Genomic DNA, 18,496 nt, shown 5'->3' on the forward strand with positions numbered 1-18,496 from the left:
ACCGCTTCCACCCTTCAATATAACTTAATTTCTTTTTCAGTATGATTACACGTTTACCGTTACTAATTAAACTTATCATATTCGCGCTCTATACTTGTATATATTCTATTGTATCAAACGTAGTAACATTTAAGTATTTTGAAAATCTTATGAAATAATTCAAAAATAAGTTGACACTCTAATTGATAAGGATTATCATTATAATTTTATGTTGAAAAGTTTTAAAAACCGTTTTACAATAAGGTTATAATTTTTATGGCGAACTTTTCACATACATATTATCAGGAGGGAAAAAAGATGGCAAAATATACAATCGTTGATAAAGATACTTGTATTGCATGCGGTGCTTGCGGAGCTGCTGCACCAGACATTTATGACTATGATGATGAAGGTATTGCATTTGTAACATTAGATGATAACCAAGGTATCGTTGAAATTCCAGATGTATTAGTTGAAGATATGATGGATGCATTCGAAGGTTGTCCAACTGACTCAATTAAAGTTGCTGACGAATCATTTGATGGCGACGCTTTAAAATTCGAATAGTCTTTTATTAGCTTCAAAAAATCCCCCTCCTAAATATGAGGGGGATTTTTTGAAGCTCTTTCATTTCCCTTAACAAAAAACCATCAGCAGTACTACTGCCGATGGTTTAATATTTTCAAGCGTTTTTCATCTTTGCAAATACCCATACTTTCAGGCGTGAAAATAACGCTACAAATACAATCGTCACAACAATTCCTTTAATTATATTAAACGGTAATATAGCCGTTATAATAGTTTGCCGCATAACATCACTAGACATAGCTGGTGAATTTAAAAACCAAGTGTACGCTGGTAAAATAATGAAGTAGTTTAACACACTCATAATAACCGTCATAGTAATTGTTCCTAACATTAATCCTGTAGTTAAACTTTTTACTGAACGATATTTTCGGAATAAGAATGCTGCCGGACCTATAAATAAACATCCCGCTATAAAGTTCGCTATTTCTCCAACTGGCACTCCCGTTAAACTCCCTTGAATTCCATAGTATAAAACATTTTTAATAGCTTCTACAATTACTCCTGCAATCGGACCAAAAATAATCGCTGCAATTAAAGCTGGTACATCACTAAAATCAATTTTTAAAAATGGCGGAAGCCCTGGGAATGGGAAGTCCAACATCATCAGTAAATATGCAATACTACTTAGCATCGCCACACTCACCATCTGCACTACACTGTTTTTCTGTTTCATCTTTCTCTCTCCTTTTCCATCGATCTTCTCATGGAAAGTGGAAAGGTTCTGCTATGCCTATTTTTTCATAGAACGAAAAAACCCCTTGTGATTTACACAAAGGGAGAATTTTAAGGCACATCAAACAGACGCTCAAATACTTATCTTTTTTGAACGCTTGAACCTCCATCTTCTCCCATCCAGACTATACTGTCGGCTTTGGAATCACACCAAATCCTGCCTTAACGGCTCGCGGGCTTAGAACGACATCATTAACTGTTCATCACCGCCGGTCGGGATTTTCACCCTGCCCCGAAGATAGACCGATATTCTATTTTCTCCTTCATTATACAACAACATGATCATATTGTGAACTAAAAAAGCGTAACTTATTATAAATAAGTTATTTACTTTAAGTATATATAATGAACTGAAAAATATTTTACAATACAACCCATATTTTTTATAATTCGGTATTTCTCTTATGAATCCCCTAGTCATATATAGTTAAAAGTGATAAGATGTTGAATTGTTAAGATAAGAACATTTTCTGAGTTATGGAGGAAATGTCATGAAGAAAGAGAAAAGACACTCTATTCGAGAAGCAATGAAAAAAAACTTAAGAAAAGAATACTTTTACTTAAAAAAGGAATTACTTTTCTACTGTCCAATTGATTTAGGCACATTCTCAAGTGAGACATACTACGCTACTTTTGATCAAGATGGCATAAGTATTTATCAGTATGATAAAAAAACAGAAAGTAAATTAAAATTGTGTGAGCGTCATCCATGGAAAAGTTGGAATAAAGTGAAAGTTGATCACTATTTGACAACTTCTCAATTTATTTTCCAAGGTGAGCGAAATTGGATTTTATCCCTTTTCCAAAAAGGAAAAGAAGCTCAAAAAATAATTGAGGAACATACATCTTTACAAACAGAAGTTGTTTCCCGTTCTTTTTTCAAAAAACTTCCTGGTTTCCGTTCTAATACACCATTGAATAAATACATCGGCAGCATTTGTTACACTGCACTTATTGCATTTTTATTAAAATGGATGATCCCATTTCAAGCACCACAAATCGCCCTGTATTCTATTTCAATTGGCTTTATGCTTCTTGGCTTACTTTGTCTTACAATCGGTTTAATCGAACCAACTATTGTACTGTTTCGGACAAAAGAAAAAACAAGAACAAAAGTCTTTTACTTATATAGCTACTTAGCTATTTCTGGATTTATATGTGTCTTTATTTTTTGGTAAAAAAAGAGCTAGTTTGACTAGCTCTTTTTTTAATCAACGTATAATTGTTGATTCGGATAGATTCGCTCTTGTTGCAATCCATTTCTCACTTTAATTTCATCAACTGTCATACTAAATTTCCGAGCAATGCTGACTAAAGTATCACCTTTTTGTACGACATATAATGATGATGACACGACTTGATTTTTTTGTTCATTTAAAACAAGCAACGGATTCATCGCATTCCTTTTCTCCATCGTCCATCTTCCTTGATGCACTTCTAAATGTAAATGCGCGCCTCGCGATTCTCCTGTATTACCGACCTCTCCAATTAGCTCTCCTTTTGAAATATTATCCCCTTGAACTACATATCTCTTATTTAAATGCGCATAAACAGCCTCGTATTCTCCATGTTTAATAAACACAACATTCCCATAACTACTTGAAAAATAAGACCTCGTCACCTTACCATTTTGAATAGCCGCAACAGGTGTTCCTATAGGCGCAGCTATATCAATACCATAGTGCTTCCCATGCCTTGTCCCAAAATAATCACTTATCCGCCCCTCAACAGGCCATATCCACTGATTTTCTTCAGCGTAAACATGTAATTGAGATAAAAATAATATACTCAATAGCATCACGCTACATTTTAACGCTTTCATATACATCCTCCGTTTTCTAATAACCATCATACCTTCTCTATTGTGGTATATTACAGAAAAAAGTATACAAAAAAGAAAGTGAATTACTCCACTTCCTTTTCTTCTTTATCACGAAAAACAATTGCACTGCGGTTATATTCCACATCTTTCACTTGTAAACGAGCATTTATTACTCTAGCAATCGCAAAGAAATAGTCAGATAACCTATTTACATACTTAAGGACAATTTCATTTATTTCTCCTTCTTTTTGCAATGACACGATGCAGCGTTCCGCCCTTCTTATAACTGTACGTGCAATATGAATAGTAGCCGACGCCTCGCTACCACCTGGTAAAATAAAACGCTCTAACGTCGGTGCTTCTTCTATATACGAATCAATCCTTCTTTCTAAATACTCGACCATTTCTACCGTTACTTTATAAGGAATTTTTTGCTCAACTACCGCTAAATCTCCTCCACAATCAAATAGTTCATGTTGAATATTTTCAAGTTCATTATAAATGTCACGAAAGCGTTCTTCTTGCAACTTAGTCATCGCATATCCGGTATGAGAATTCGCCTCATCAATTGTGCCATAGGCTTCTACACGTATATGATCTTTATCCACTCGACCACCTATTACACTTGTTTTCCCTTGATCTCCTGTTTTTGTATATAGTTTCATTTCATTACGACACCCCTCTTATTATTTTCCGTTCTAATCAATATAGAAAAAGCTCTACTATTCTTTATTTAATTGAACTTACAAAAAAATAAAAAACAGTAGAACTTTTATTAATCATCATCCTTAAAGAACATATATATCTAAATTAAACGATTCGGTAAATATACAGAGAATGTAGTTCCTTCTCCAACAACACTCGATACAGAAATTTTACCATCATGGCCTTGGACAATATTTTTAGCAATCGCAAGCCCTAATCCAGTTCCAACCTTTTTCCCGCGCGTTCTCGCTTTATCAGCTTTATAGAATCGATCGAACAAGAATGGAATATCTTCTTCTGGAATACCAGCACCTGAATCTTGCACTTCGAAAGTAAGGCCATTATTTTTCGTATCAATTACAAGTGCAACATGCCCACCTGCATTCGTATGACGGATTGCATTATCAATTAAATTCGTCAACACTTGTTCCATACGGTCTGCATCAAACGGGTATTGTTCAATTGGACTTTGGAAATCAACTGTTAATTGGACTTCTTTATCCTTTGCAATCCCTTGGAATTTACGGCCAATTTTTTCGACAAATGGATGAATATCTACTTCACCTATATGTAACTCTACATGACCACTTTCCATACGAGCTAAATCTAATAACTCATTTACAAGTTTACCTAAACGAACAGATTCATCATAAATAATTTGGACAAACTCATTAATTTCTTCTTTCGTTTGCACAATATCATCTAAAATTGCTTCACTATACCCTTGAAGCATTACCATCGGTGTACGAAGTTCATGTGAAACATTCGCAATAAAGTCTTGACGCATCTTCTCCAGACGACGTTCTTCCGTCATATCTCGCAGTACTGCTACAGCTCCACGAATTTTCGTTTGGTTGTAAAGTGGTGTCATAAGAACTACGTAGTTACCTTTTTGCAAATTAATTTCAACAACTTGCTGTTGTTCGCTTTCTACAACAAGATGGAATAATTCAACAAGTTCAGAAGGCAATTTTTTACTCAATTCTAATTCTTTTTCTTCTTGCCAAACTTGTAAGAAATGTTCTGCCGGTGGGTTGATAACAACGACTTCACCTTCTTGATTTAACGTAATAACACCATCAGCCATACTACTCAAAATGCTAGTTAACTGCTCTTTTTCTTGTTGCAATGCATTCATATTAAACTTCAACTGCTTCCCCATTTGATTTAAAGCAGTTGCAAGCTCACCAATTTCATCCTGAGACACCATAGGAGCTTTCGTATCAAATTTCCCGCGCGCCACCTCAAAAGCAACCTCACGCATTTTACGGAGCGGTGCTGTAATTCGAGTAGATAAGAAAAATGCAAAGAAAGTTGTTAAAATAATCGCAATCCCGGCTGATAAGAAAATAAAATCAGTTGTTCTCTCCATACCTTGTATTGGAACTTGTAAAGATTCATATACAAACACAGCACTTTGATTTTTGGACTGCACTGGTTTCCCGACGATCATAATATCATTTTCAGTGTTTTTATTCTTCCTGCTATTAGAAGCTTTTCTAATGTTATTCTTAATTTCCTTTTTATCTGTAAAAACCGCTGCTAATTCTTTATCATTTTTCAAATCATCTATTGTAAGAGTAACTAATCCTTCTTGTTTCGGCGAAGAAGAAATTTCCTTACCATCTTCTACAATAATAATCCTTGAAAGTGGATCAGAAAATTTGTAAGCGATATTTTCAATCGTTTTTACATCGGCACCTTCTTCAATTAACTCTGTGACACTTGTTGCAACTTTCTGAAGCCTAGCTTCACTCATATCAACATAATATGTTCTAAAAAACTGCGAAAGTAAAATAGCAACAAATCCAAGAACAAACGAAACGAGAAGTAATATGGTCATCCATAACTTCCCTACTACACTTCTCCAAAGCATCAGTCGTTCACAACCTCAAACTTGTAACCTACGCCCCAAACCGTAACAATCATTTTCGCTGCATCTGGTGATTTTTTACTTAACTTTTCACGCAAACGCTTTACATGCGTATCAACTGTACGTAAATCTCCGAAGAACTCATATTGCCATACTTCTTTTAGCAATTGCTCACGATCAAACACTTTATCTGGAGCTTTCGCTAAGAATAATAGCAATTCATATTCTTTCGGTGTTAAGTTTACTTCATTACCATCCGCTGTAACGCGATGTGCATCATTATCAATTGTTAAATGTGGGAACACAGTAACATCTTTCGTCGTTGTATCTTGTGTAAAGAATGTTGTTGGTACAGCACGTCGTAATACCGCTTTCACACGAAGTACTACTTCACGCGGGCTAAACGGCTTTACAATATAATCATCTGTTCCAACTTCAAATCCTTGTACCCTATTTACTTCCTCACCTTTTGCTGTCAGCATAATAATTGGCGTTGCTTTCTTCTCGCGAATCCCTTTACACACTTCGATACCATCTTTACCAGGCATCATGATATCTAATAGTATTAGATCATAATCATTTTGTAATGCCATTTCTAAAGCTGTATCACCATTATCTGCTTCTTCAATTGTGTATTGTTCTCTTTCTAAATACATTTTCAATAAACGACGAATACGATCCTCATCGTCTACAATTAAAATTCTTGATTCATTTTCCATTTCTACCCGTCACGTATTTTAACGCAACGGTTTACACCTACCCTTCTACAATATGATGCTGCACCTATTCTCGTTTAACAAAGCATATCTTTAAACGTTCCACTTTCCATATTATACTTCACAAGAATAATAAATTTTGTTCATTTTTTTTCCAAAACTATGTATTTTTTTTGAACAGTGTATTTGGTCCTCGACATCATTTTACAAAATCAACCGCTACTTTGTCATGTTTTTCTCAAAAAAGAAGAAAAGTTGACAAAAATAAAATAGGAAAGTGACATACACTCTCCTATTTTATTTCTCTATGCATATGAATGTAAACCCGCGATAATTAAGTTTACTACAATAAAGTTAAACATAATGATTGCAAAACCAATTACTGCAAGCCAAGCGGATTTCTCTCCATGCCACCCTTTAGATAAACGTAAATGTAATACCGCAGCATAAAAGAGCCAAGTAATAAGCGCCCAAACTTCTTTTGGATCCCAACCCCAAAAGCGCGTCCACGCTATTTGAGCCCAGATCATTGCAAAGATTAACGCCCCTAATGTAAATACAGGGAATCCAATTGCAATAGATCTATACCCAATTTCATCTAATAAATCACTATTCGTATTCTTTACTAACGGCTGAAGTGCTGCTGATACTCGTTTGCGTAAAACAAGTCTTAATACAATATAAAGTAGTGTTCCGACTATTACTGACCAAATAACAGTATTTAATTTTTTCGCATTTACAAACGCTGGAACCTCCACTGTCGGCTCTAACTTATTTTCTGTCATTAACTTCCCTTCATGTGGTCCCACTAAAGCTGGAAGGTTATACTTCATCTCAACTTGTTGTTCATTTTTATCAATCCATTGAAACTTCGCTTCGTATTTCATACTAGAGAATACCGTTGTTACTGCAATAAATCCAACAGTACAAACAAGTGTGAAAACTACCGTTTCTAACCAAAATGTACGTTTACTTCTCGTTGATTGATCTACATTTTTCAATAAATACATAACGCCCGTAATAAAACTAATTGCTAAGATTGCTTGTCCTGCTGCTGCAGTCGTCACGTGAATATGTAACCAATTACTTTTTAAAGATGGAATAAGCGGGGATATCTCCCTCGGGAACATACTTGCATAGGCAATTAATAAAAGCGCAACCGGTAATGCAAATAGTCCGATTATACTTACGCGGTACATAAAATACATCACAATAAATGCCCCGACAAGCATCATACCGAAAAATGTACCAAATTCAAAAAAGTTACTAACTGGCGCATGCCCTGATGCAATCCACCTTGTAACAAAATATACTGTTTGTGCAATAAACCCTAATATTGTTATAGTTATACCTACATTTGCCCACCTATGACCTTTTTCTTTGATTGCTCCGCCAAAAAATAGAGTTGCAATTAAATATAAGATGAAAGCGGCAAACAGAAAATTACTACTTATTTGCACCATATCGTTTCCCCACCTTAACTAATTTTTTTATCGGTTATTTTATCATGTGGTTGCGGAATCGCTGTTCCTTCTAAAACTCTTTCAATATCTTTCTTTAAACCGAACCAATTTTTATTTGTATGACCTGCAACCCACCACTCATCATTGACGCGTTGTATCCAAATACGGCGATGGTTCCAATACATACCTTGAATCACACCAACCATAAATATAAATCCACCAATACCAAGAATCCAAAGCGTTAAATCTTTTCTTACAGTAAGTGCTGTTGCATTTTGCATTTCCACACCTGCAAATGACATTTTATATTTATTGTTTCCATCCGGTTCTATATTTTGCCGAATACCAACAAAGCTCACTTCACCATCTGGTGTTTCCGGGGTAAACATTTTAAAGACGAATGCAGGATTGTTTGGTAATTTTGTCTTCGTATTCGGCTTTCCATTCTCATCAAAATAAAAATCAGGAAAATAGCTTAATAGTTCTAGAGAATACCCGTTTCCTAGATCATATTTTTCTGTAGGATTCGCTAAATTCACTTTAATCGGTCCCCACTTTTGATTATTTGCTTTATTTTGCAAATGGAAGGACATACTTTTAAATTCACTTTCTTTATAATCCACTTGATAAACAGCAAATTGATCAAATTTCAGTGGCTCATTCACCCGAATTTCAGCTTTTTTTACCTTTTCTAATTTTGGTTTTTGACCTGCTATAGTTTCTCCTACCGCTTTATATAATACGGCATTCGTTTGGAAGTTTTTCGCAATCATTTTATCACCAATACGATCAATCGCATCATCAAAAACTTCTTTGTCCTTACTCTTATCATAAACTTCCTTTATAAACTTTTCGTTTTTCAAATAGTATTGACCATCAGTTCCTGGTATTTCTTTCGTTTCACCATCGCGTAACCAAAGTGCTTCGTCTACATACATACTCGGTAAAAAACGTAGCATTGCACCAAATAGAAAAATAATAAGACCGATATGATTTACATATGGACCCCAGCGAGAAAAACGTCCCTTTTCCGCTAAAACGTTCCCGTCTTCCACTTTCACATTATAATTTCTTTTCTTTAAATTAATTTGAACTCGTTCTAAGTCGCCCTCTTGCGGCGAACCAGTCCCGTACACTCTCTGTCTCTTTAAAAAGCTTGGGTGTCTTTTCACCCCTTGTTTTTTTAATGCTTTATAAAGAGGAATTACACGGTCTAAGCTACATATAACGAGTGAAATGCCAATGGAAGCAATTAAAATCATGTACCACCATGATCCATATAAATTATTAAACCCTAATTGATAGTATAATTGCCCTAAAAATCCGTACTCTTTCTCATAATATTCAGCCGGTGCGATTCCTGGAGTTATGTACATTTCTTGCGGAAAAATAGTTCCTATTGCCGATGCAGCTAAAGTTATTACGATTAACCATACCCCTACTTTTACAGAAGAGAAAAAACTCCAAATTTTATCGATTATCGTTTTCGTATGTGTGAGAGATCTCCGGGCACTCCCCTCATATCTCATATCCAATAAATTCACATTTTCATTACTTTCAAATGGTTTCCCACAAGCTTCACAAAAAACGGTTCCTATCGGATTAACATGTCCACATTCACACTTAATTTCTTTCAACACTCTCACCACCCCAGTATCTATATGTACTATTGTATATTCTACCTTCAAGTTACCGCAATACTCAGAATTCTTAAAACGAAGGTGCTATACACCAAGCACCTCTTATGTAAAGGCTTTCTTTATTATGGAGTAATTTTCTTCAAATAGGCTTCCAGTTGTTCCTTCGTTTGCTCACCTATAATTTGCTCAACAACCTTGCCTTCTTTATCAATTAAAAAGGTTGTTGGTAATGGTCCCACTCCATATGTACCTATGATCTTTTGCCCTTTATCAATCGCAACCGGGAATTTCAAACCATATTGGTTCACAAAATTTTTCACTGCGATATCCGTTTCATCTGCATCTAACGCGATAATTTCAACGCCTTTTTCTTTATACTTTGGGTATAACTCATTCATGTACGGCATTTCTTTTTCACAAGGCTTACACCAAGTTCCCCAGAAATTTAAAAATACACCTTTTCCCTTTAAATCTTTCAGTTCAATTTTCTTTCCTTCTAAATCAGTCACGACAAAGTTAGGTGCTTCTTTCCCAATTTGCATTTTCTCTTTATCAGCAAAAAATCCTTGATACAGTGTAAATCCTACAGCACCGCTTAAAATGAGCAGAATGATAACACGAAATAATAGGCGATTTTTTTTCATATTCCCTCTCCTCTCTTCGATGAATATATGTATTCTTTTTTACAAATGTTTTATTGAATAAATCACCAGCGGAGCATTCCACTGGTGAAAGTTTCAATCTATAGCTTATCGTGGTTTTGTAGTCGCCAATGCACGTAATTGCTTCACCTCATGCGGTGTCAATTCTCTTGCATCACCAGGTCGCAAACTACCTACTTCTAAAAAGGCATAACGTTCACGTTTTAATTTCATTACTTTACAATCTAACGCTTCAAACATACGACGTACTTGACGGTTACGTCCTTCATGAATCGTTAATTGTACAATCGCCATCTCTTTACGCTTGTCCCAAGAAATAATTTTCACTTGTGCTGGTGCTGTTTTCCCGTCTTCCAGCGCAACACCTCGTTCTAACATGCGAATTTTCTCACCTGTTAATGGCCCTTTAACTTTCGCAACATACGTTTTTTCAACTTTATATCTCGGATGCATTAATACATTTGCAAAGTCCCCATCGTTTGTCATCAATAATACGCCAGACGTATCATAATCTAAGCGTCCGATTGGGAATAAACGTTGTCTAATTTCAGGGAAAAAGTCTGTTACAACATTTCTTCCTTTATCATCTGATACACTTGAAATTACACCAGTTGGTTTATATAGTAAAAAATAAACAGGTTCTTCTTTTTCAAGAGGGATGTTATTTACTTCTACTTTATCTTGAGGAGTTACTTTTGTTCCTAACTCCTTCACTATTTTTCCGTTAACTTTCACTTTTCCTTGCTGAATTAATTCCTCAGCCTTCCTTCTCGATGCAATACCTGCTTGCGCAATCACTTTTTGTAATCGTTCCATTTCTTTTTTTCACCTCAAATTTATCTTACCTTCATTAGAAAGACTTGGCAACCGCCTAAGCTTTACGCCATTTGCTTCGCCTAGCCTTAACAACATGGCGATGATAATAAACGTATAAAGGCCAATACACGTTTTCACCCTTTATTATTGTTTACACTTTTTCATATTGCTCACAATAAAAGTTCATCATTTTGTCAAAAATACCGCATAAAAAAACCACTATTAAGCTACACCTTAATAGTGGTCGTATACGTATTATAAGCGAAATAGCGTAAAAAATGAATACCATTAATGAAACAATAAAGAAACAAACACAATTGAGCAAATAATCCCGATTAAATCTGCAAACAATCCTACTTTTAGTGCATCTCCCATTTTTCTAATACCAACAGCCCCAAAGTATACCGTTAAAATATAAAAAGTCGTATCTGTGCTACCTTGCATCGTAGAAGCTAATCTCCCAATAAACGAGTCTGGTCCATATGTAGCGATTAAATCGGTCGTTATACTTAAACCTGCAGAGCCCGAAATCGGACGTATAAGTGCCAGTGGAACGATTTCTGCTGGTACATGAATAAAATCTAACATCGGCTTCATTACCGATATCATCGCATCTAGAGCACCTGATGCCCGGAAAATAGAAATAGATACAAGCATTCCAACCATAAACGGCAAAATTGAAACTGCAATTTGAATCCCTTCTTTTCCCCCCTCAACGAACGATTCATATGTTGGAACTTTTTTTATCGTACCATATAAAAGGATAAAACCGATTACACAAGGGATTACCCATAATGAAATTGTATTTACAATGCTCATTTTTTCCGCCCCTTTCTACTCCTTCTCCGGTAAAAATAGCGGTCAATCCAAATTGCCCCGATCATCGATAGCACTTGTGCAATGAATGTTACACCAACGATTTCTGTAGGGTTTGCTGATTCATAAGTCATTCGAATTGAAATTACAGTGGTCGGAATCAATGTAATTGCTGATGTATTTAAGGCTAGGAACGTCACCATAGAACGACTTGCAGAATCCTTCCCACCGTTTAACTCTTTGAGTTGCTCCATTGCTTTAATGCCCAGAGGTGTTGCTGCATTTCCTAATCCAAAAAAGTTTGCCATCATATTTGATAAAATAAATCCCATTGACGGATGATCCTTCGGTATTTCTGGAAACAATCTTTTGACTATCGGCATAAAAAGTGAAACTAACTTTTTTAACAATCCCGCTTCTTCTGCAATTTTCATTAAACCGAGCCAAAATACTAAAACACTAATAAGTCCAATACATATCGTAACCGCATCTTTTGACCCTTCAAAAACAGCTTTATTCACCTCTTCCATCGTTCCATTTATCATGGCATATACAATCCCTATAACTGCCATCGCTACCCAAACGAGATTAACCATCTGTACCAACACCTATCATGTAAGAAAAGATTTCTTTTACATTATTCCAATACATTCCCGTCGTAGCTACTAACTTCCGCTTACTGTAAAACAAATTACGTTCTCCAACTTTCTCATTGCCAACAAAAATTTCCGTTTTCCCAATTTTCACTCCATCCGAAGGTTTTACACTTTTATCAAGTTCAACTTTTAATAACACATTCTTCCTTTCCCCTTCAGTTAAAGGTACGGAAAAACTATTTTTCGTGTAAACATGATTGGCATACTTCTTTTCATTTATTTCAGCAAGTGCTCCTTGCCCTAAAACTTTTGTTTGCTTATAGCGTTCAAAGCCTTTATCAAACAAGTTCATATGATCGTTCCAATCGCTAGAAGCACTCAAAGTTACCACAATTAAATCCATCCCATCTTTTGAAGCTGTCGTGACAAGCGTCCGCCCCGCTTTTTTTGTAAAACCTGTTTTCCCCCCTGTTGCAAATTCATAATAAGATGTCACGAGTTTATGTTTATTTTTCCACGGATAATCCCAAGAATCTGATTTATATGTTTTTGTTCCAAAGATTTTCTTAAAAGTCTCGTTCCCCATGGCATATTTCGTTAATAATGCCATATCATACGCTGACGAATAATGCGATCCATCCCCATCCAAGCCATGTGGGTTTGAGAAGTGAGTATCTTTCATTCCGATTTCTTTCGCCTTTTCATTCATTAAATATACGAACCCGTCTATACTCCCTCCAACATTTTCAGCAATTACTTGCGCTGCATCATTACCAGATCTGAGCATTAATCCGTAAACTAAATCTTCTAACTTTACTTTTTGTCCAGGTTTTAAATAAATGGCCGACCCTTCTACCCGTACCGCTTCATTACTAACCGATACCAATTCTTTCATTTTTCCTGATTCAGCAGCTAACAATGCTGTCATGATTTTTGTTATACTAGCAATTTTTTGTGGCTCATGCTCTAATTTTCCATACAGTACACGGCCAGAATGCTGTTCCATTAATACTGCGTTACGAGCACTGACACTACTGTTCATCTCTGCATATGTAGGAATCGGCATAACGCTTGCGTACATTATAATTAGCGTAATGATTATACAAATTCGTCTCATATTTCCCCCCACGTCCTTTTGGCACTTTTTGTACAAGTGTATGCTTGGCCTTTTAAAATATGAACGAAATCTCCCTTCCAATTCCAATAAAAAAGACGCATGAGATATGCGTCTAATACGGTGTCCATTCAATTTGTTTTGCACTTTCAAATCTCTTTTCTACATCGGACCAATTTACAACATTCCACCAGTTTTTAATATATTCATCTTTTCGATTTTGATATTGTAAATAATACGCATGTTCCCAAACATCAAGTACAAGGAGTGGTATCGTATCCCATTGTGTAAATAATTGATGAAGCGTGCTCTGTAAAATTTCTAACCTTCCTGAGCGGGGTACCCATACAAGAATTGCCCACCCTGAACCTTCCACTTTAGAAGCTGCTTCTGTAAAATGTTTTTGAAAACGTAAAAAGCTTCCAAAGTCTTGCTCAATCTGTTGTGAAAGAGCACCTCTTGGGCTTCCACCACCATCTTTTTTCATATTGCCCCAAAATATTGTGTGTAAATAATGACCTGATCCATGAAAAGCAGCTTCTCTTTCCCAATGCTTTATTAAATCAAATTTATTTGTTTTTCTCGCTTCTTCCATCATCTTCTCCGCTTTATTTAAACCTTCCACATAACTACGATGATGTTTGTCATGGTGTAACATCATAATTTCTCGTGAAATATACGGTTCCAACGCATTATACGGATAAGGTAATGGCGGGAGTGTATGCCCACCAATCGGAACAGCCCGTTCGCTATCCCCTCTTTCATATAATTCATATTCCTCTTCTTCCTGCATAAACACTTCCTGTAAATGGTGCTGAATATGTTCTACATCATCACTTATTTCATACATAAATTCGGCATCTGTATCGTATTCATGCTCTTTCATACGTTCTAATAACGTTTGAATTTTATAAGCAAGCATATGGACATCATACACTTCCATTGCGCGGCTATCTAATACGTGAAGAACACTTTCACACCAGCTTTCTACTTCATGAAAGTAATCTGTGAATACACCTTGCTGACTCATGTCACACCTCCTTGATGCTATCCACTTTAACTATATTCAATTAAAACCCCTTATATAACTGGACAAAAAGAAAAGAAGCTAAGTGACTTTAGCTCCTTTTCCTTCACCTTAATTAGTATTTGTGTAACATCTTCGTTTGGTAATCTGTCTCATAATATTCTAGTTCTTCACGCATCGCCTGAAACTTGCCTTCTAAGTCCTTCATCACTTGTTCTATGGATGCAGGGGGTGTTTGCTGAAAAACAATAGAATTTTTCCCTGTATAAGCAGAACGACTATTTTCATACCAATGATCATTCTTTGGTGAAAAAAACTCTGCAATTACTTGATGATAAATCTTATACAAAACTTTTTCAGCTGCGGTCTTTCGAAATGGCTGGCTATTCAACAAAACAAAACATGCATCAAGCCCTTCTTCACAAAAAACAAGAAGTCTTCTTATTGATGCTAATAATCCTTTATAATATCGTTCGTTTCCCGCTGGTGTCTCCTCCACTAAAGAAGGTAACGTATGATAGTTCACATAATTAGTTATCAAGGAAATTACATCTTCTAAAAATATAGAAACTTGTTCTGTTTGATTTTCAACCATCGAATTAGACATTTCTTCTCTCTCCTTTGCCATTTTACGCTATTTCTACTCTTTTATTTTTATGTAATTCAGCCAATATTTCTTGTACTTTCCCCACTGTTTCCTCGTCAAAATATCTTTGAAAGTCTGTTACCTCATTGAGATACAAACGCTTTTGTACACGAAGCTCTTTATTTTTCACTAAACAAGCGATGGCTACAATATCTCGTAAATATACGTCTTGTTCTTCTACTTTATAAACCGGATTTCCTTCAAACGGAGTAATTTCTTGTAAAACTTCTTCAAAATATCGAACATATAAGACAGAAAAGGTTTTTTCTTGATCATTTAGTATATATGTCACTTCAGATCTATTAAAAAAATCTTCTGATGTATTAGGTTTTGCTTTCTCTAATTCATATCCTGCATAACCTATTATAATCATCTACTTTCCCTCTTTTCCTTCTTTTGCTTTATCCCGCTATTCGAGCAGTAAGACTCCTACCTCAAAATTCGGCTACTACGAGGAAGTTAGGTGGGAGTCCAACTGCCCGTAAAAGCCCGATTGTTGTGGGCTAATAATCAGTAGGGGATGAACAAAACCACCACTGATTAAAGTTTCACTTTATTCTAACTCAATTTTCTGATAAACGGAATATTCTTTTAAATATAACCTATATAAAAAATAGCTTTCATATACAGGAAATTACCTTTTTATTTTTCTTGAAGTTTGTCATAATAATATTATTGTCTCAGTTTTCTTACACAAGGAGAGTTGTATTTATGTCGTTTTCATGGAAACGTTTCTTACAGATTGGGAAAATCGTCTTCCCATTTGTTGTCTTAACAATTGTATTCTTTCAGGCTAAAAAAGAATTAGCAGGTATTTCTTTTTTAGAAGCGATCCAAACAATTAAAAACATTCCAACTGGAGGAGTCTTTTTAGCAATTACACTCGGTGCATTTGCCGTATCAACAATGTTCTTTTATGACTTTGTTATGCTTCGTTACCTAAAAGCAGATATACCTGTACAAAAGATTTTCCGCATCTCATGGATTGCTAACACTTTAAATGGTTTTATCGGTTTTGGCGGTCTTGTTGGAGCTGGTGTACGTACAATGCTATATCGTCCGCATATAAAAGAGAATGGGAAACTTATTAAAAGCATTGCATGGATGACAACTGCATTTATTAACGGATTAGCTATTCTTTCATTCCTCGGTCTCATCGGAATATTAGATACAAGGTTTATTCTGCACGAAAAACCGTGGTTATGGCCTGTTCTTATCTTCTTTGCTCTTTTCGTTCCCATATATATTGGGTTTTCTAAAATTAAAAATAGAAAAACAAAACAGACAGAAGGACAAGAGGATGAAGAAGAAGAGAAAAATCCAACTGTTTTATATTCATTAGTTTCATTAGTCGAGTGGGTATCTGCTGGCATCGTTATGTATGTCATATTAATATTGTTTGGAATTGATATCGACTTTCAAAAGTTTTTAGGTGTTTATGTAATTGCGGCTTTAGCCGGTGTCGTAAGTCTTGTGCCTGGTGGCCTTGGATCGTTCGATCTTGTCTTCTTAACTGGACTAGGACAATATGGCATTGATACAGGCGTATTACTACCTGCTATGTTGTTGTATCGCCTTGTCTATTACATATTACCATTCTGCCTTGGTCTCATTTTTGCAGCCTTTGAAATGACAGGAGCAGCCATTAAAAAGATTGAAGATAAACCATTTATTGCACCTGCTTTAGAAACAACTGGTGTGATTTGGACTTTACAACGTGATTTTTTAGGGAAATTAGGTTCATGGGCATCCGCCGCTTTAACAGCATTTGCTGGCTTAATGGTTATTTTATCAACTATTCTACCAACAAGCATAAATCGAGCTCACGCCTTACATATTTTAGCTCCAAAGCATCTTATTCAATTTTCTTTTAGCTTGTCATTAACATTTGGTATTCTCCTCCTTATTCTTTCGCGAGGAATATATTTTGGAACAAAGCGTTCTTATTATATGACGATTGTTTCTTTAATTGGAGCAGCAATCTTTAATACCCTAAAAGGAATTGATATTGAAGAAACCTTTATTTTATTAATCGTACTTGCTGTATTATATATGCTTCGCAAAAGATTTGTACGCGAGAAAATGGAAGTCTCTCTTTCTGATATCGTAAAAGTTTTTCTATTCTTATTGCTAACGTTATATTTATATAAAAACCTAGGTATTTTATTTGCAGGTGCAAAAGAAGCGTTCAAACCTGATTTTGTCGTTCGGAATATTACACAAGTTCAACGAAGCGCATTAGCAGCTGCATTCTTCGTTCCCACCTTTTTACTTATAGGCTCACTAATTGCCAATCGTTACCGTAGTGAATTTCCCGGGCAACCGGCTAATGATAAAAGGTTACAAAACTTTTTAGATGAACATGGTGGAAATGTACTTAGTCATTTAGGTTTTTTAGGAGATAAGCAGTTCTTCTTTAGTAGTGACGGGAAAGCACTTCTTCTCTTTTCAATCACTGGAAAACGTCTTGTTGTACTAGGCGATCCAATTGGTGATTCATCCTCCTACCGTACTGTGTTGCAAGAGTTTTTAGCTGAAGCAGATCGATTTGGATATATTTGCGTATTCTATCAAATCGAAAGTAAATGGATGAGTTTGTATCACGATTTCGGTTATAACTTCTTTAAACTTGGTGAAGAAGCTGTCGTTGATTTAAATACGTTTACTATAACCGGAAAAAAACGTGCGGGTATGCGAGCTACTTTCAACCGTTTTGAACGAGAAGGTTATACATTCGCTATTCATCAGCCACCATTCTCAGACGAATTATACGAAGAATTAAAGAAAGTGTCTGATGCTTGGCTCGACGGAAAAAAAGAGAAAGGTTTTTCACTTGGGTACTTCGATCGTGAGTATATTAGTCGTGCTCCTATTGCCACATTATCTGACGCAGAAGGAAAAATTGTTGCCTTTACAACCTTTATGCCAGTATATCAAAGCGGAATATTATCTGTTGATTTAATGCGTTATTATCCAGATGCTCCTAGTGGTATTATGGATGCAATCTTCATCCACTTATTCCACTGGGCAAAAGAAAATGAATACCATTCCTTTAATATCGGTATGGCACCACTCTCAAATGTTGGTTTATCAACGCAATCATTCTGGTCTGAACGAGTTGCCGCAGCAATCTTTAATAATGTCCGTTATACGTATAGTTTCAGTGGATTACGACATTTTAAAGAAAAATATAAGCCAGCATGGAGCGGAAAATATTTAGCATTTCGAAAGAATCATTCTTTACCAATTACTATGCTCTCTGTAACAAAATTAATAGGAAAACGAAAAAACAGCTAAATAC

Annotated in this window: 18 protein-coding genes and 1 riboswitch; of the genes, 3 read left to right on the plus strand and 15 right to left on the minus strand. The window is 35.6% G+C overall.

Annotation, left to right across the window (positions count from 1 at the left end; genetic code table 11):
- Positions 1 to 297 precede the first annotated feature (297 nt).
- Entirely contained in the window at positions 298 to 546 is a 249-nt protein-coding gene (locus ACTFQM_RS08010; RefSeq protein ID WP_002171129.1) for a ferredoxin, read from the plus strand.
- Positions 547 to 661: 115 nt separating this feature from the next.
- Here the strand turns inward: ACTFQM_RS08010 and ACTFQM_RS08015 are convergent, their stop codons facing one another.
- Positions 662 to 1,240, minus strand: coding sequence for an ECF transporter S component (locus ACTFQM_RS08015; RefSeq protein WP_002171128.1), 579 nt, complete (start codon positions 1,238 to 1,240; stop codon positions 662 to 664).
- A 163-nt stretch (positions 1,241 to 1,403) separates the two neighbouring features.
- Positions 1,404 to 1,543: riboswitch (FMN riboswitch) on the minus strand.
- A gap of 247 nt (positions 1,544 to 1,790) precedes the next feature.
- Here ACTFQM_RS08015 and ACTFQM_RS08020 point away from each other — a divergent pair.
- On the plus strand, positions 1,791 to 2,477 hold the full coding sequence (locus ACTFQM_RS08020; RefSeq protein WP_002171127.1) for a hypothetical protein: 687 nt from the start codon (positions 1,791 to 1,793) through the stop codon (positions 2,475 to 2,477).
- Positions 2,478 to 2,506: 29 nt separating this feature from the next.
- Here ACTFQM_RS08020 and ACTFQM_RS08025 read toward each other — a convergent pair whose 3' ends face one another.
- The 14 genes from ACTFQM_RS08025 to ACTFQM_RS08090 all read right to left on the minus strand — a co-directional run bounded on the left by ACTFQM_RS08025 (position 2,507) and on the right by ACTFQM_RS08090 (position 15,568).
- Complete coding sequence (locus tag ACTFQM_RS08025; RefSeq protein ID WP_025147253.1) at positions 2,507 to 3,121, minus strand: peptidoglycan DD-metalloendopeptidase family protein; 615 nt, start codon at positions 3,119 to 3,121, stop codon at positions 2,507 to 2,509.
- 83 nt (positions 3,122 to 3,204) lie between these two features.
- Entirely contained in the window at positions 3,205 to 3,786 is a 582-nt protein-coding gene (locus tag ACTFQM_RS08030) for a cob(I)yrinic acid a,c-diamide adenosyltransferase (protein WP_440033995.1), read from the minus strand.
- Positions 3,787 to 3,926: 140 nt separating this feature from the next.
- Positions 3,927 to 5,702, minus strand: coding sequence for a sensor histidine kinase ResE (gene resE, locus ACTFQM_RS08035; RefSeq protein ID WP_440033996.1), 1,776 nt, complete (start codon positions 5,700 to 5,702; stop codon positions 3,927 to 3,929).
- Positions 5,702 to 6,418, minus strand: a complete 717-nt coding sequence (resD, locus tag ACTFQM_RS08040; RefSeq protein ID WP_002171123.1) for a DNA-binding response regulator ResD — start codon at positions 6,416 to 6,418, stop codon at positions 5,702 to 5,704. The genes resE and resD overlap by 1 nt, the downstream gene beginning before the upstream one ends.
- A gap of 302 nt (positions 6,419 to 6,720) precedes the next feature.
- The gene (gene resC, locus ACTFQM_RS08045; protein ID WP_071721179.1) at positions 6,721 to 7,878 is read right to left on the minus strand and encodes a cytochrome c biogenesis protein ResC; all 1,158 of its coding nucleotides are present in this window, start codon (positions 7,876 to 7,878) and stop codon (positions 6,721 to 6,723) included.
- Positions 7,879 to 7,892: 14 nt separating this feature from the next.
- On the minus strand, positions 7,893 to 9,518 hold the full coding sequence (gene resB / locus ACTFQM_RS08050; RefSeq protein ID WP_440033998.1) for a cytochrome c biogenesis protein ResB: 1,626 nt from the start codon (positions 9,516 to 9,518) through the stop codon (positions 7,893 to 7,895).
- Positions 9,519 to 9,640: 122 nt separating this feature from the next.
- Complete coding sequence (gene resA, locus ACTFQM_RS08055; protein ID WP_002171120.1) at positions 9,641 to 10,162, minus strand: thiol-disulfide oxidoreductase ResA; 522 nt, start codon at positions 10,160 to 10,162, stop codon at positions 9,641 to 9,643.
- A gap of 105 nt (positions 10,163 to 10,267) precedes the next feature.
- The gene (rluB, locus tag ACTFQM_RS08060; RefSeq protein WP_002171119.1) at positions 10,268 to 10,996 is read right to left on the minus strand and encodes a 23S rRNA pseudouridine(2605) synthase RluB; all 729 of its coding nucleotides are present in this window, start codon (positions 10,994 to 10,996) and stop codon (positions 10,268 to 10,270) included.
- A 288-nt stretch (positions 10,997 to 11,284) separates the two neighbouring features.
- Positions 11,285 to 11,815, minus strand: coding sequence for a spore maturation protein SpmB (gene spmB / locus ACTFQM_RS08065; RefSeq protein ID WP_002171118.1), 531 nt, complete (start codon positions 11,813 to 11,815; stop codon positions 11,285 to 11,287).
- Positions 11,812 to 12,408 (minus strand): spore maturation protein SpmA, encoded by a 597-nt coding sequence (gene spmA, locus ACTFQM_RS08070; RefSeq protein ID WP_002117584.1) that lies wholly within the window; start codon positions 12,406 to 12,408, stop codon positions 11,812 to 11,814. Before spmA ends, spmB begins: the two co-directional genes overlap by 4 nt.
- Entirely contained in the window at positions 12,401 to 13,525 is a 1,125-nt protein-coding gene (locus ACTFQM_RS08075) for a serine hydrolase (RefSeq protein ID WP_440034000.1), read from the minus strand. Before ACTFQM_RS08075 ends, spmA begins: the two co-directional genes overlap by 8 nt.
- A 112-nt stretch (positions 13,526 to 13,637) precedes the next feature.
- A complete protein-coding gene (locus tag ACTFQM_RS08080) occupies positions 13,638 to 14,552 on the minus strand; it encodes a superoxide dismutase (RefSeq protein WP_002171116.1) in 915 nt (304 codons plus the stop codon).
- A gap of 112 nt (positions 14,553 to 14,664) precedes the next feature.
- Complete coding sequence (locus tag ACTFQM_RS08085) at positions 14,665 to 15,156, minus strand: YpuI family protein (protein WP_002171115.1); 492 nt, start codon at positions 15,154 to 15,156, stop codon at positions 14,665 to 14,667.
- 22 nt (positions 15,157 to 15,178) lie between these two features.
- Positions 15,179 to 15,568 carry a hypothetical protein gene (locus tag ACTFQM_RS08090; RefSeq protein ID WP_025147261.1) on the minus strand — a complete coding sequence of 130 codons (390 nt, stop codon included), beginning with the start codon at positions 15,566 to 15,568 and terminating at the stop codon, positions 15,179 to 15,181.
- Between the two features lie 338 nt (positions 15,569 to 15,906).
- On the opposite strand from ACTFQM_RS08090, the gene mprF reads away from it, so the two are divergent.
- Entirely contained in the window at positions 15,907 to 18,492 is a 2,586-nt protein-coding gene (mprF, locus tag ACTFQM_RS08095; protein WP_440034001.1) for a bifunctional lysylphosphatidylglycerol flippase/synthetase MprF, read from the plus strand.
- Positions 18,493 to 18,496 lie beyond the last annotated feature (4 nt).

Source organism: Bacillus cereus group sp. MYBK30-2 (assembly GCF_051915945.1).
GTDB classification, from domain to species: domain Bacteria; phylum Bacillota; class Bacilli; order Bacillales; family Bacillaceae_G; genus Bacillus_A; species Bacillus_A paramycoides.